Consider the following 14,416-nt stretch of genomic DNA (forward strand, 5'->3'; position numbering starts at 1 on the left):
TTCTAACGGACGGTGTTGTGCAGAATACAAGGTGCTAGGGTGAAGTCATAAGCCGACGTTTCAAGGAGTCCGCTTTACTATGAAACTGGTTATCCATGGCAGAAATATCGAGATTACCGATGCAATTCGTGACTATGTGGAGCAGAAGATCCTCAAGGCGGTCAGCCACTTCAATCACCTGACCAACGAGGTGGACGTTCACCTATCGGTGGCGCGGAACCCTCGGATTAGCTCCAAACAGTCGGCAGAGGTAACGCTCTATGTCGATGGGGCCATTGTGCGGGCTGAGGAAAGCAGCGAAAACCTGTACGCCAGTATCGATCTAGTTGCCGATAAAATTAGCCGCCAACTCCGCAAGTTCAAAGAAAAGCGCAACGACCGCAGGCATGGCAACCTGGGCAAAACTACGGAAGCCTACCTCAACGAAGCGCCTGTTACTAACGTCACGGAGGTGCTAACCAACGCTGAACCTCAACTACCCGAAGAGGTGATCCGGGCCAAATACTTCGCGATGCCGCCGATGACGGTAGCCGAAGCCCTGGAGCAACTAACGCTGATCGACCACGATTTCTATATGTTCCTCAATGCAGAAACCAACGAAATCAACGTGGTCTACGAACGCAACCACGGTGGCTATGGCCTTATCCAACCCCGTCAGCCTAACGGCAACGAAGTGGTAGCGAAAGAGCTTTCTGCCACGGCCTCCTAGGCTCTCTTCGGCCAGCGTGGGGTAGCCCTTCAGATCTCATCTCCAAAGTAGGGTAGCCCCCTAGACACCATCCCGGAGCTTTCGGTATTTCCCAGTAAGACACTGGGGACTCTCCCAAAGGCTCCGGGTTTTGTATGATGGCATCGCAGACTTGCCCTGTGTGCCCTAGAGGCATGGGCGATAGTCTGCCGATGCGATGGAGAGGCTAAGCTTGGGGCACCTGGGCGGCTACCTGGGGCTGGGGCTGGGGCTGGAACTGGAACAGGGTGTAGACGACATTCCGGCGGATGCCCGTCATCATGTCGAGGAAGAGTTCGTAGCCTTCGCTCTTGTACTCGATTAGGGGATCCTTTTGGCCGTAGCCACGCAGACCCACGGTTTCCCTCAGGGCGTCCATCTGTTGTAGGTGGTCGCGCCAGAGGCTATCGATCTGCTGGAGGATGAAGAACCGCTCGGCTTCGCGCATCAGACCGGGTTTGACCTGATCGACCTGGGCTTCTTTGATGTCGTAGGCGATGCGGGCCTGCTCGTGGAGGAAGGTGCGGATTTCGCCCACGGAGAGGTTTTCCAGTTGTTCGGGGGTCAAATCCGCCAGCAGGTAGACAAACTCTTTGACCTTATCGACCATTTCCGGCAGTTTCCACTCTTCCGGCGGCAGTTCGGGGTTGATGTAGGCTTGCACGATATCGTCCATGGTTTGTTCGGCGTAGCCAATCACCATGTCCTTCAGTTGGTCGCCCTCCAGCACCCGCCGCCGTTCGGCATAGATGGCGCGGCGCTGGTTGTTCATCACCTCGTCGTACTCGAATACCTGCTTACGGATGTCGTAGTAGTAGGTTTCCACCTTCTTCTGCGCCCCTTCCAGAGAACGGGTCAGCATCCCCGATTCGATGGGCATATCTTCTTCGACGCGGAAGGCGTTCATCAGTCCCGCCACGCGATCCCCGCCGAAGATTCGCAGCAGGTTGTCTTGCAGACTGAGGAAGAACTTGGTGGAACCGGGGTCGCCCTGGCGTCCGGCCCGCCCTCGGAGCTGGTTGTCGATGCGGCGGGATTCGTGGCGTTCGGTGCCGATTACGTGCAGACCACCCCGCTGGATTACGGTTTGGTGTTCTGTGCTGGTGAAGGTTTCGTACTCGCGGCGGATTTGGTTGTAGGCGTCGCGAATCGCCTGGATCACCGGATCATCGGTGGGAGCCTTTTCGGCGGCGACGGCGAGTTTGTCTTCGGCCTGAAGTTCTGGCAGGCTGCGTTCACCATAGGTTTTTACCGCCAAATCCACAGCGGCCTTGAGGTTGGCGACGGCTTCGTTAGACAGTTCGATGGGGAAAATGTCCGCCGAAGCTTTCCAGTTTTTGGCGGGCTTGCCCGACCCAAAGCCCTGAGCCTTGTTGCGGCTCTGGGCACCGGGGACAGCGGTGACGGAAAATTCGTCCTCGTCTTCGGGCTTCACGATGCGGGGCATCAGGTATTCCCGCACCTTCAGACGCGCCATGTAATCGGCGTTACCGCCCAGGATGATGTCGGTGCCCCGTCCGGCCATGTTGGTGGCGATGGTGACGGCTCCGCTGCGTCCGGCCTGGGCCACGATTTCCGATTCCCGCTCCACATTCTCTGGCTTGGCGTTGAGCAGGTTGTGGGGCACGCCCCGTTCGCTCAGCAGGGCCGAGAGCACCTCGGATTTTTCCACGCTGGTGGTGCCGACCAGGACGGGCCGACCCGCTTCATGCATTTCGGCACATTCAGCGGCGACCGCGTTCCACTTCGCCTCTTCGCTTTTGTAGACTACATCGGACATATCCTTCCGGGCGGGTACCCGGTTGGTGGGCACGATGGTCACTTCTAGCTTGTAGATGCGCTCAAATTCCGCCTCTTCGGTTTTGGCGGTGCCCGTCATGCCGGAGAGCTTGGGGTAGAGCAGGAAGAAGTTTTGGTAGGTGATGCTGGCTAGGGTTTGGGTTTCTGGCTGGATTTCCACATGCTCCTTGGCTTCGATGGCCTGGTGCAGACCGTCACTCCAGCGGCGACCGGGCATCACCCGTCCGGTAAATTCGTCCACAATCACAATTTCGCCGTTGCGGACGATGTAGTTCACGTCCTTGGTGAACAGTTCCTCGGCCTTGATGGCGTTGAAAATGTAGTGCGCCCAGGGATCCTTGGGGTCGAACAGATCGGTGACGCCCAGCATTTCCTCGGCCTTGATGAAGCCCTCGTCGGTCAGCAGCACGTTACGGGCCTTCTCGTCAGCCTCGTAGTAGTACTCCATGCGGGCCTGGGCCACCTCGGCTTCAATAAACAGTTCCCGTGCCTCGGCTTTGTGCCCTTCCCGCTCTAGTTCTTCAGCCCTGGCTTGCTTGGCGTCGTATTCCTTCTTGGCCACCTGCTTTTCGCGCCAGAAGAAATCCGCCACCACGGCGGCTTGGGTGTATTTCTCGCTGGGGCGCTCCACCTGGCCAGAGATGATCAGGGGCGTGCGGGCCTCGTCGATCAGAATCGAGTCTACTTCGTCAATGACGCAGAAGTTGAAGGGGCGCTGCACCACGTCGGCCATGGCGGTGGCCATGTTGTCGCGCAGGTAGTCGAAGCCAAATTCGCTGTTGGTGCCGTAGGTGATGTCGCAGCCGTAGTTAATTTTGCGCTCCGCTGGGGACATGCCCTGCTGAATCAGCCCCACGCTGAGGCCCAAAAAGCGGTGTACCTGCCCCATCCATTCAGCGTCGCGGCGGGCCAGGTAGTCGTTCACGGTGACGACGTGGGCACCTTTCCCGGAAAGCGCATTCAGATACGAAGGCAGTGTGGCCACCAGGGTTTTCCCTTCCCCGGTTTTCATTTCGGCAATTTGGCCATCGTGGAGCACCATGCCGCCGATCAACTGCACGTCAAAGTGGCGCATCCCCAGCACCCGCTTGGAGGCTTCCCGCACTACCGCAAAGGCTTCCGGCAGAAGGTCATCCAGGGTTTCGCCCTTCTCTAGGCGCTGCTTAAATTCCGCCGTTTTCCCGGTCAGTGCCTCGTCCGACAGCTTTTGGATTTCCTCCTCCAGCAGGTTGATTTCCACGACATCGGGACGATACCGCTTGAGTTTACGGGCGTTGGGATCACCAAGCAGGTTCTTCAGCATGAATACAGCAGCCGGATAGGGTAGGAAATATCGTTTCTTAGTAAATCGTAGGACAAACCGCCCAACAAGGGGCAATGTCCGCACTCACCCCTGGCCAGCAACAGCCAAAAGTGCTTTTTTATCCTAGCACCTGGGCCATGGGCACCCGAAGCACCCTGCCGCCAACCTTGGGGGTGATTGACCGAGCGCCGGGGTCGCCAAACAGCGTCCCTGACCACGCCTAGGCGACGTGACATTCGGGGACGAGGGCAGCGAGGGTCATATCCCAAACCTCAACATGGGTGGTGCCTTCGGTCTCTAGGGCAAGGGTAATGAGGTCATCGAGGGTGGTGCGATGCTCTACCTGGCCTCCCAAAAGGATGACGCCCCCCCGCTGCTTCACCGTCACCTTGGCGGCATCCACTCGGCCCAGGCGATCTTTGAAGCGAGCCTGAATGCGCTTGGCCAGCCCGTAGTGATCATACTTTCCGTCTAGGCCCACCCGCTCTGGAGGGATAGCGGAGAGGCAAAGGTTTCCCTGACCATGGCTGCTAGCGTAGCAAACCCCACGAACACAGTGCCCCGCAATAACTAACGATTTCCAACCCTGAGCCATGACTCGCCTTCCTGTAGATGCTGAAACCTAGGTCGAGCACAGCGGTATCCACAGAGCACCGAAGCCCCTAGGATGATAGCCGCACTGACAACGGTGTAACCACTGAAGCTGTAGTCGTTTCGTGGTAAAGATTATAAACTTATTGTGAGCTTATTATGAAGTTTTTTAGAAGAAGCGCCGTATCTCAAGACACGATGTAGCCCCAGTACGCAGTTCGACGGATAAAATCCGGCATTAGTTTCCATCTGGGGCCAGATTGGTGCAAATCTTCAACGACGCTCCGCCCAAAGGCAGGAATCCAGGGTGAGGGCTCCCAGGGATTTTGCGGTTGACTAAAGCCCTGGTTGGCACCACGGATGGAAAATGCTCTGACTCCCCTAGGCCCAGACCTTGGCTACTTTGTGAGGCTTTTCCCTTACAAAGCTCACCTTAATCAAGAAAATATAATGGAGGGGGATGATCGTTGCCATGGACAAGAGGCAGGGCCAGCCTAGCTGAAGGCAGGGGCTGAGATGACGAAGAATTGAAAAGATGCTGGCGACCTGGCACGTTCGGTAAACTTAGCCTATACCTTGAAGGAATATCGACAAAATCGTCCCCTTTGTGACTGTCAACACCTATGTCGGGCTCTGCCATTCCCCATGGGGCGACCCAGCCTAGCCAATCTGTCTGTACGTTCCCCTTTGCCGCTGCGTCGGATTCCTCTGTGGATTTACGGACGGCCCTAATTCGCGATCCCCTAGTGGTGTCTCCTGGCAGCACGGTGCTGGCGGCGGTGGTGCAGATGGGCCAGGTGGGGCGCTGCTGTGATTTAGCTGAACAAGGGCAAGGGCTCTCTGGTTTGCCGCAGCTAACCCCCTCAAGCTGCGTGGTGGTGGATGGAGATCGGCGCGTGGTGGGCATCATCACCGAGCGAGACGTGGTGAAACTGGGGGCACAACAGCAGCCGCTAGAGACCCTATTGGTGGAACAGGTGATGACGAAGCCTGTCATCACCATGGGGCAGTCGGAACTGACGGATCTCTTTTCGGTGGTGGGTCTGTTGCAGCAACATCACATCCGCCATTTGCCCATTGTGGATGAACACAATCGCCTCGTTGGGTTGTTGACCCACGACAGCCTGCGTCAGGTCACGCGCCCCATTGACCTGCTGCGGTTGCGGTCGGTTTCGGAGGTGATGAGTCGCGATGTTGTTTGTGCTGCCCCAGACGACACGCTCCTGCAGGTGGCGCAAACCATGGCCCACAACCGGGTGAGTTCGGTGGTGATCACGCTGCCCCAAAATGTAGGGTTAACGGTGCAACCCGTGGGCATTGTAACCGAGCGAGATATGGTGCAGTTCCAGGCTCTTGGGCTTGATTTAGCGGCCCATCGGGCGAAGGACATGATGAGCACCCCGGTGTTTACCGTGGGGCTGGAGGAATCCCTCTGGGCGGTGCAGCAAATCATGGGCCAGCACTGGATTCGGCGGGTGGCTGTGGTGGGGGATCGAGGGGAACTTTTGGGCATTGTGACCCAAAGCAGTTTACTCCAGGCTCTCAACCCCCTAGAGCTTTACAACCTAGCCGCTGTGCTCGAAGACAAGATGGCTCAGCTTGAGATGGAGCGGAATCAGCTCGCGGCCATCATTGGCTTTTCCCAGGATGCGATTATTAGCTTGGATTTAACTGGCACCATCACCAGTTGGAACCCCGCCGCCACCCAGGTCTACGGCTATGCCGCCGAGGCGATGTTGGGGAAATCGGTGATGCGTTTGATCCCACCCGATTTGCGGGCCGAGGCAGATCAGATCCTGCAACGCCTACAGGCGGGAGAAACCATTCCTCCCTACGAAACCCAGCGCCTGCACCAAGATGGCCACCGGATTGAGGTGGCCCTCACCCTGTCGCCTCTGTACAACCGAGACGGCCTTTTGGTAGGGGCTTCCAAAATTGTGCGGGACATCAGCGCCCGCAAGCGTCACGAGGCCGAACATCAACAGGCCAAGCAGGCGCTAAAAGCCAAAACCGAGGAGATAGATACCTTCTTTTCTGTGGCCCTCGACCTGCTCTGCATTGCCGATACCCAGGGCTACTTCCGGCGACTAAATCAGGGATGGACGAAGACACTGGGCTATGCCATCACGGAGTTGGAGGGGACGCGCTTCTTAGACTATATTCACCCCGAAGACCGGGCCGACACTGAGGCCCAAGTCGTCCGTCTGAGTAACCAGGAGGTGGTGACTGGCTTTATTAACCGAATGCGCTGCGTCGATGGCACCTATCGCTGGGTTGAGTGGCAGTCTGTTCCCGTCGGCAATTTAATCTACGCCGCCGCCCGCGATATTACCGACCGTCGATCCGCTGAAATGCGCCTTCGAGCCAGTGAGGCCCGCTATCGCAACGTGATTGAGACCACCCTGGAGGGGGTGTGGATCTTGGATGGCCAGGGCAAAACCACCTTTGTCAACCAACGCATGGCGGATATGCTGGGCTATGCCCCCGCCGAAATGGAAGGTCAAGCGTTTACAGATTTTATGGCAGCGGTCGATCAGGCCCAGGCCCAGGCCTACCTAGCCCAACGGCAGCAGGGCATTGCTGATCAGCATCCCTTCAAATTCAAATGCCGCGATGGTCGTCCCCTATGGGCGATTGTGTCGGCTACGGTGATGAAGGATGAGGGGGGACAGTTTATAGGCTGCGTCGGCCTGTTAACCGACATTACCCAACTGGTGCAAACCCAGGAGGCCCTACGCGCCTCAGAACTGCGCCTCAGCAGCGTGTTAGACAGTTCCCTCGATGGCATCATGGCCTTTCGCGCCGTGCGGGATGACCAGGGGCAGATCGTGGATTTTGAGTATACGATCAGCAATCCGGTGGCCTGCCAGGTGATGGGACGCTCCCAGACGGATCTCATCGGCCAGCGGATGTTGGAAATCATGCCAGGGCATCGCGATGAGGGCTTGTTTGACAGCTATGTGCAGGTGGTGGAAACGGGCCAGCCCAGCCACCGCGAGTTTTACTACAACCACGACGGCCTAGAATCTTGGTTCGAGCATGTGGCGGTGAAGCTGGAGGATGGCTTTGCCGTCACCTTCCGCGACATCACCAACCTCAAGCGCTCGGAACAAGCCCTACAACAGGCCAACCAAGAACTAGAGGCCCGCATCGCCGACCTCAACCAGCGCCACGCCGAGCAAGTTCTGCTCAGCGACCTGAGCGAATTTTTGCAGGTCTGCCTCACCGTGGAGGAAGCCTGTGCCGCCCTTGGGGGGTTAGTTGCGCCGCTGTTTCCCCACTGTTCCGGGGGGCTTTTCCTCAACCAAGACCACCAAGAGACCATGCACTGCGTCGCGCAATGGGGAGACCATGAATTTTCCCTAGAGCAATTTCCCGCCCGATCCTGCTGGGCCTTGCGCTGGGGCCATGCCCACCTCTGGAGCCCCGCCCAGCCCGGTCTGATCTGTGCCCATGTACGTCAAGCCCACGCTCCAGAGGACTCACCACATCTGCCCGTTGTCCACATCCCCAACCAAGGGCTGTGCGTTCCCCTCATCGCCCAGGGCGAAACCCTTGGGATTCTCAGCCTCGCCACCGATGCGGATAGCACCCTACTGGAGGCCAAGCAGCACCTCGCCCGCACCGTGGCCGAACAAATTGCCCTTGCCCTCGCCAACCTCAACCTACGGGCCACCCTGCACCTGCAAAGCATTCGTGATTCCCTCACAGGTCTGTTCAACCGCCGCTATTTAGAAGAATCCCTAGCCCAGGAAATGGCTCGCGCCCTTCGCCACCATCGCCCCCTCAGCGTCATCATGCTGGATATTGACCATTTCAAGCGCTTCAACGATACCTACGGCCACGAAGCCGGAGACTATGTGCTCAAAACCGTCAGCGAGACCCTGCAAAGTAGCGTGCGCAGCTCCGATGTTGTCTGTCGCTACGGCGGCGAAGAACTCACCATTCTGCTGCCCGACCTGGCGCTCACCCTCGCCAAGGCAAAGGCCGAACGGCTGCGATCTAGCATCGAAAACCTGTGTCTGGTATTCAAGGGAAAAGGGCTCGGCCCCATTACCGCATCCCTAGGCGTGGCCAGCTTTCCAGAGCACGGCACCGACGGCACTACCCTTGTACAAACCGCCGATGCCGCCCTCTACCAAGCCAAGGCAGCGGGACGGAATCGGGTGATTGTGGCCTCCTAGGGTGGGCCGGAATCGAGATTAACCAAGGGCTTCAAGCGGTAAAAGTATCTTCCGGCTGGGACTCTAGCCGACCGCTACAGGAATCGGTTAGCCACGCTTTTCCAGGACATCCGCCAGTCGGGCTAGGGTTTCGTTGAGCTTTTCTTCGGTGGTCGGTTCGGCGTTGGCGGCGGCCTCCACCTCTTCCTTGCGCTTCATCTTCTCAAAGGCCCGCACAACCAGGAATAGAACGAGGGCAATGATGACAAAGTCGATCACCGTTCCCAAAAAACTGCCCAACCGAATGCCGGGGCCAACCACCGCCTCCCGCCAGTCTGTACCCGCCTGGGCCAGCAGCGGATTGAGCACGGCAGGCATGATGACATCCTCCACAAAGGAGCTAATAATGGATCCAAAAGCGCCGCCGATAATCACCGCCACCGCCAGATCCACCACATTGCCCTTGAGCGCAAAGGCCCGGAAGTCGCTCCAGAAGCTACGAGCCCTGGCCTGGGCGCGTTGAGTGCTGTTTGCCATGACGATTCTGTCTTTTACTACGAACAATACGATAAAGCACTTTTTTCAGCCGGGAGAACCCAATTCCAAACTCCATACCGGGGCATACCCCAAGCACCGTCTGTCATACTAGATAGGCAAATTTCCACCCCGGCTCCATGACCAACTTTCTCGCCCCCCTCAACCCCGCCCAACGCCAAGCCGTCGAGCACTTCTGCGGCCCGCTGCTGGTGGTGGCCGGAGCCGGATCGGGCAAAACCCGCGCCCTCACCTACCGCATCGCTAACCTGGTGCTCACCCACCGCATCGATCCCGAAAATATCTTGGCCGTCACCTTCACCAACAAAGCCGCCAAGGAAATGAAGGAGCGCATCGAGATTTTGTTTGCCGAACAGGATGCCCAGGCCAAGCACGGCAAATCCCTATCGGCCCTGTCGGATTATGAACAAACCAAGCTCAAATCCCAGGTCTATAAAAATATCACCAAGCATCTGTGGATTGGTACTTTCCACGCTCTTTGTGCCCGAATTTTGCGGTTTGACATTGAAAAATACCAACATCCCGCAGGCTATCGTTGGACAAAGAGCTTTTCGATTTTTGACGAATCCGACGCTCAAAGCCTGGTGAAAACCATCGTCACCCAAACCCTCAATTTGGACGACAAAAAGTTTAACCCTCGCTCCGTGCGTTTCGCCATCAGCAACGCCAAAAACCAAAAACTCTCCCCCGATGAACTAGAGCAAGAACAGCCCAACTATCGCGGACGGGTGATTGCGGATGTCTATCGCCACTACCAAAAAGCCCTCGCTGAAAATAATGCCTTAGATTTCGACGATCTCATTTTGATGCCCGTTTACCTGTTTCAACAAAATGAACAGGTACTCGCCTACTGGCACAAACGTTTTCGCCACGTCCTAGTGGATGAATACCAAGATACTAACCGCACCCAGTACGAACTCATTCGACTTTTGGCAACTAATGGCGAAGAAATTTCTGAATATGAAAACTGGGATTATCGGTCGGTTTTTGTGGTCGGAGATGCCGATCAGTGCCTCCCTCCCGAAACAGAGATTCTGACTCCCAAGGGGCTAGTACCCATCCAAAATCTCAAAGTGGGTAGCACCGTTCTATCGACTAGGGGGCAAAATCAGTTATTGCCTGCTACCGTCACCCAGATTAACAAAGGAAATTTCCAGGGAAAAATTTGGTGCATTCGGGTCGGGGATCGGGTACTGAAGGGAACTCCCCATCACATCCTCATGGCTCGTATGGTGCCCTTGCTAGATCGCTACTATGTTTACCTCATGTTCCGCGAAGATCGAGGCTATCGAGTCGGCATCACGACCGGGCAGCAATCCAATGACTATGGACGCAAGGAAATTGGGTTTAAGGTTAGAGTGGCCCAAGAAAATGCGGATAAACTCTGGGTCTTAAAAGCAGTTGATACCTACGAAGAAGCCGCTTATTATGAAGCTTATTTTGCCGCCACCTATGGATTGCCCACGATGGTCTTCCATGGTAAAGGTCGGAAGTTGAGCATTTCAGATGAAACTATCTTTAAACTTTTCTCTGAAATCGACACCTTCACACGGGCCGAATCGCTCATGCGAGATCTGTGGCTACATCCTGAATTCCCTCACTATCGTCCCCAAAATGGCCTGCGTCGCCAGACCATCAACTTCACGATGTTTGGAAACGTTAGGAAAGAAAGTGGTCGTTCCAGTCATCGTATTCAGTGGTCATCTAATCGAGCCGACATTGCAGAGAAATTGTCCCAAGCCGGATACCCAATTCGTCCCGGCAAGTTACCAGGAACCTATCGCTTTGAAACCGCCCGAAATTCCTATTCAGAAGGGTTGGCTATTGTTAAGGATGCCGCAGAAGCAGGACATCTAGAAATCAAGCGTCGCGCCTTGATTAATAGTGAGATTTATAATTTCCTGCCACTTTCTCACCTGCATTCTGGCATGAGGGTTTTGGTTGATGTTAATGGCCAGCTAGAAGAACAAGACATTACAGAAGTTTGGCAGGAAGACTACGATGGCCCAGTTTATGATTTAGAAGTAGAGCATAGCCATAGCTACCTAGCTGATGGTGTGCTAGTTCATAACTCAATTTATTCCTTTAGGGCGGCAGATTTCACCATTCTGATGAACTTTCAGGATGATTTTGGCGATGGCTTGCCCGATGATGATACCCGCACGATGGTCAAGCTGGAGGAGAACTATCGTTCCACGTCCAATATTCTAGAAGTCGCCAATTACCTGATTGACAACAACACCGAACGCATTGATAAAGTGCTGCGTCCCACCCGTGGCGAGGGCGAAAGCATTTTTATCTACCACGCCGACGATGAAATTGCCGAAGCGAATTTTGTGATTAGCCAAATTCGCCACCTAGAAACCCAGCATCCAGAATTGAACTGGGGGGATTTTGCTATTCTCTACCGCACCAATGCCCAGTCCCGTGCCTTTGAGGAAATGCTGACCCGCTACGGTATTCCCTATCAGGTGGTGGGTGGAATGCGGTTCTATGATCGCCGTGAAATTAAAGACGTTCTGGCCTACCTGCGGTTGATTAATAATCCCTCAGATACGGTGAGCCTAAAGCGAGTGATCAACGTGCCGAAACGAGGAGTCGGCAAGGGTACTTTGGATAAATTGGAACAAGCAGCCCAAACCCTAGGAGTGCCCCTGTGGGAAATTTTGTCTGACGAAACCTCAGTCAAGACCTTGGCCGGACGGTCGGCTAGGGGCGTGTTGGAATTTGCATCATTGGTCAAAAATTATCAGGAAGACATTGCGAATCAAAAGGCATCTACGATTATTCAGGGTGTGCTAGATGACAGCGGATACCTAGCCGCTCTCAAAGCCGAAGGTACCGACGAAGCCGAAGATCGCTTTGGCAACGTGCAGGAACTTTACAACGCCGTGCTGCAATTTGAGGAAGAAAACGTTGATGATCCGTCCCTAGAAGCCTTCTTAGCCAATGCGTCTTTAGCCTCGGATTTAGACGATACCAAAGACGGCAAAAATGCGGTTTCGTTGATGACCCTCCACTCTTCTAAGGGGCTAGAATTTCCGGTGGTGTTTTTGGTGGGGTTAGAGGAAGGGTTATTCCCCAACTATCGCTCTATGGAAGACCCCGCCGCCCTAGAAGAAGAACGTCGTCTTTGCTACGTGGGCATTACCCGTGCCCAGGAGCGGCTCTTCATTTCCCACGCTAGGGAACGCCGCCTCTATGGTCAGCGAGAAATGGCTAGTCCATCACTTTTTCTATCTGAATTACCCGCCGATTTGGTCAGTGGCAACACTCCTCATCGCCGCCCTGGCAAAGCTAAGCCAGGGCATACGATGACTAGGACAAGTACCCCCATGCGCGAGGCCCAAAAAGAGCGGGAATCTGCCGCAAGGCCAGGTAGCGGTGCCCACGAACGCGACTGGAAAGTGGGGGATGTGGTGGTTCACAAATCCTACGGGGCAGGGCAAGTCACTCACATTTTTGGAGCTGGAAATAAGATCTGCCTTGCTATTCAATTTCAGAGCCAAGGACGTAAAATTATTGATCCTAAACTCTCTCCTTTGCAGCGGGCAGAGTAGCCGATGATGCTTTGGCATAACAATCCTATTCCTTGCCCAAAATATGGCCCTCCTATTAGGGCAGCGGATGAGAAACCGATGTTTGGACTCAAACTATAGTGACTCTCGATAGTCTGCTATGTACCCACGATCTAGACCGTCGAGGTTTGGGGTTAAGATGGCTAACGTTGCTCCACCAATGTCCCCTGTGTTGCTATGGGTTTTACTGAGGATCTAGGGCTGCTGCTGCGTGCCCGCTACCCGATTATCTACGTGGCCACCGCCGAAGAAGAACGGGCCGAAGCAGAGATTACCGCCAGCGCCAAGGCCCAAGGAGATCGGGCGGTGTATCTGTGGGACTTTGTGGATGGCTACCAGGGCAACCTGAATGATGCGGGCTTTGGGCGGCGCAATCCGTTGCAGGCGTTGGAATTGGTGGAAAAGCTGCCCACCTCGGCCCCAGCAGTGTTTATTTTGCGGGACTTTCAGCGATTTTTAGACGATATCGCCATTTCCCGCAAGCTACGGAACCTGGCACGATTGCTGAAGTCGCAGCCCAAAAATATTGTCATCCTGTCGCCCCAGTTGGCCATCCCAGAGGAACTGGGGGAAATTGTGACGGTGCTGGAGTTCACCCTGCCCTCGGCGGCGGCGATTCGGCAAGAGGTGCAGCAACTGCTGGGGGCCACGGGCACGAATCTGTCCTCCACCATGCTGGATGAGGTAGTGCGTTCCTGCCAGGGGCTTTCCCTAGAGCGGATTCGGCGGGTGTTGGGCCGTGCCATCGCCAGCCACGGAGCCTTTGACGACCGGGATCTGGATTTGATTCTAGAGGAAAAGCGGCAGACCATTCGCCAAACCCAAATTTTGGATTACTACCCCGCCACCGAGCAAATTTCCGACATCGGTGGTCTAGACAACCTCAAGGATTGGCTGCTAAAACGGGGCACGGCCTTTTCGGAAAAGGCCCGTCAGTACGGTCTGCCCTACCCCCGTGGGCTGCTGCTGATTGGCATCCAGGGCACCGGAAAATCCCTCACCGCCAAGGCCATTGCCCACCACTGGCACCTGCCCCTGCTGCGGCTGGATGTGGGGCGGCTGTTTGGCGGATTGGTGGGGGAATCAGAGTCTCGCACCCGGCAGATGATTCAACTGGCGGAAGCCCTGGCCCCCTGTGTGCTGTGGATTGACGAAATTGACAAAGCCTTTGCCGGGGTGGAAGGCCGCAGCGACGGCGGCACCACCAGCCGCGTGTTTGGCACCTTCATCACCTGGATGGCGGAAAAACGCTCCCCGGTGTTTGTGGTGGCCACAGCCAACAACATTCAAGCCCTGCCGCCGGAAATGCTGCGCCGAGGCCGATTCGACGAAATTTTCTTTGTGGGCTTGCCCAGCCAACCCGAACGGCAGGCTATCTTTGAGGTGCATCTTTCCCGTCTGCGGCCCCACAGCTTGGCGAATTACGACCTGCCCCGCCTCGCCGAAGAAACCCCCGATTTTTCTGGGGCCGAAATTGAGCAGATGATCGTGGAAGCCATGCACCTCGGCTTTAGCCAAAACCGCGACTTCACCACCAACGACATCCTGGAAGCCGCCAGCCAGATCGTGCCCCTGGCCCGCACCGCCCAAGAGCAAATCGAGGCGCTGCAAGCCTGGGCGTACTCTGGCAAAGCCCGTCTCGCTTCTCGCAATGACCTCAGCCAACGCCTCAGCCGCTCGGACAATCGTTAAGCGCTCT

General features: G+C 55.9%; 8 protein-coding genes. 5 read left to right on the forward strand and 3 right to left on the reverse strand.

What is annotated here, in order from left to right; all coding sequences use genetic code 11:
* The first annotated feature begins 79 nt into the window (after positions 1 to 79).
* Positions 80 to 709: a ribosome hibernation-promoting factor, HPF/YfiA family gene (gene hpf, locus GFS31_RS13415; RefSeq protein WP_198805295.1), complete on the forward strand. Its 630-nt coding sequence runs from the start codon at positions 80 to 82 to the stop codon at positions 707 to 709.
* 205 nt (positions 710 to 914) lie between these two features.
* Here the strand turns inward: hpf and secA are convergent, their stop codons facing one another.
* Complete coding sequence (gene secA, locus GFS31_RS13420) at positions 915 to 3,830, reverse strand: preprotein translocase subunit SecA (protein ID WP_198805296.1); 2,916 nt, start codon at positions 3,828 to 3,830, stop codon at positions 915 to 917.
* A gap of 74 nt (positions 3,831 to 3,904) precedes the next feature.
* On the opposite strand from secA, the gene GFS31_RS13425 reads away from it, so the two are divergent.
* On the forward strand, positions 3,905 to 4,054 hold the full coding sequence (locus GFS31_RS13425; RefSeq protein ID WP_198805297.1) for a hypothetical protein: 150 nt from the start codon (positions 3,905 to 3,907) through the stop codon (positions 4,052 to 4,054).
* Here GFS31_RS13425 and GFS31_RS13430 read toward each other — a convergent pair.
* Positions 4,051 to 4,425 (reverse strand): hypothetical protein, encoded by a 375-nt coding sequence (locus tag GFS31_RS13430; protein WP_198805298.1) that lies wholly within the window; start codon positions 4,423 to 4,425, stop codon positions 4,051 to 4,053. The two genes, GFS31_RS13425 and GFS31_RS13430, sit on opposite strands and share 4 nt — an antisense overlap.
* Before the next feature lie 619 nt (positions 4,426 to 5,044).
* On the opposite strand from GFS31_RS13430, the gene GFS31_RS13435 reads away from it, so the two are divergent.
* Positions 5,045 to 8,605 carry a PAS domain S-box protein gene (locus tag GFS31_RS13435; protein WP_198805299.1) on the forward strand — a complete coding sequence of 1,187 codons (3,561 nt, stop codon included), beginning with the start codon at positions 5,045 to 5,047 and terminating at the stop codon, positions 8,603 to 8,605.
* Between the two features lie 87 nt (positions 8,606 to 8,692).
* Here GFS31_RS13435 and mscL read toward each other — a convergent pair whose 3' ends face one another.
* Entirely contained in the window at positions 8,693 to 9,121 is a 429-nt protein-coding gene (gene mscL, locus GFS31_RS13440; protein WP_198805300.1) for a large conductance mechanosensitive channel protein MscL, read from the reverse strand.
* A 137-nt stretch (positions 9,122 to 9,258) separates the two neighbouring features.
* On the opposite strand from mscL, the gene GFS31_RS13445 reads away from it, so the two are divergent.
* Together GFS31_RS13445 and GFS31_RS13450 are read left to right on the forward strand one after the other, a co-directional pair.
* A complete protein-coding gene (locus GFS31_RS13445) occupies positions 9,259 to 12,699 on the forward strand; it encodes a UvrD-helicase domain-containing protein (RefSeq protein WP_198805301.1) in 3,441 nt (1,146 codons plus the stop codon).
* Positions 12,700 to 12,894: 195 nt separating this feature from the next.
* Positions 12,895 to 14,409: an AAA family ATPase gene (locus GFS31_RS13450; RefSeq protein WP_198805302.1), complete on the forward strand. Its 1,515-nt coding sequence runs from the start codon at positions 12,895 to 12,897 to the stop codon at positions 14,407 to 14,409.
* Positions 14,410 to 14,416: the final 7 nt, after the last annotated feature.

This window comes from Leptolyngbya sp. BL0902 (genome assembly GCF_016403105.1).
Taxonomy (GTDB): Bacteria; Cyanobacteriota; Cyanobacteriia; order Phormidesmidales; family Phormidesmidaceae; genus Nodosilinea.

Coding starts and splice junctions, on each gene's coding strand:
- hpf (WP_198805295.1), top strand. CDS start 80: ATGAAACTGGTTATCCATGGCAGAAATATCGAGATTACCGATGCAATT.
- secA (WP_198805296.1), bottom strand. CDS start 3,830: ATGCTGAAGAACCTGCTTGGTGATCCCAACGCCCGTAAACTCAAGCGG.
- GFS31_RS13425 (WP_198805297.1), top strand. CDS start 3,905: ATGTCCGCACTCACCCCTGGCCAGCAACAGCCAAAAGTGCTTTTTTAT.
- GFS31_RS13430 (WP_198805298.1), bottom strand. CDS start 4,425: ATGGCTCAGGGTTGGAAATCGTTAGTTATTGCGGGGCACTGTGTTCGT.
- GFS31_RS13435 (WP_198805299.1), top strand. CDS start 5,045: ATGTCGGGCTCTGCCATTCCCCATGGGGCGACCCAGCCTAGCCAATCT.
- mscL (WP_198805300.1), bottom strand. CDS start 9,121: ATGGCAAACAGCACTCAACGCGCCCAGGCCAGGGCTCGTAGCTTCTGG.
- GFS31_RS13445 (WP_198805301.1), top strand. CDS start 9,259: ATGACCAACTTTCTCGCCCCCCTCAACCCCGCCCAACGCCAAGCCGTC.
- GFS31_RS13450 (WP_198805302.1), top strand. CDS start 12,895: ATGGGTTTTACTGAGGATCTAGGGCTGCTGCTGCGTGCCCGCTACCCG.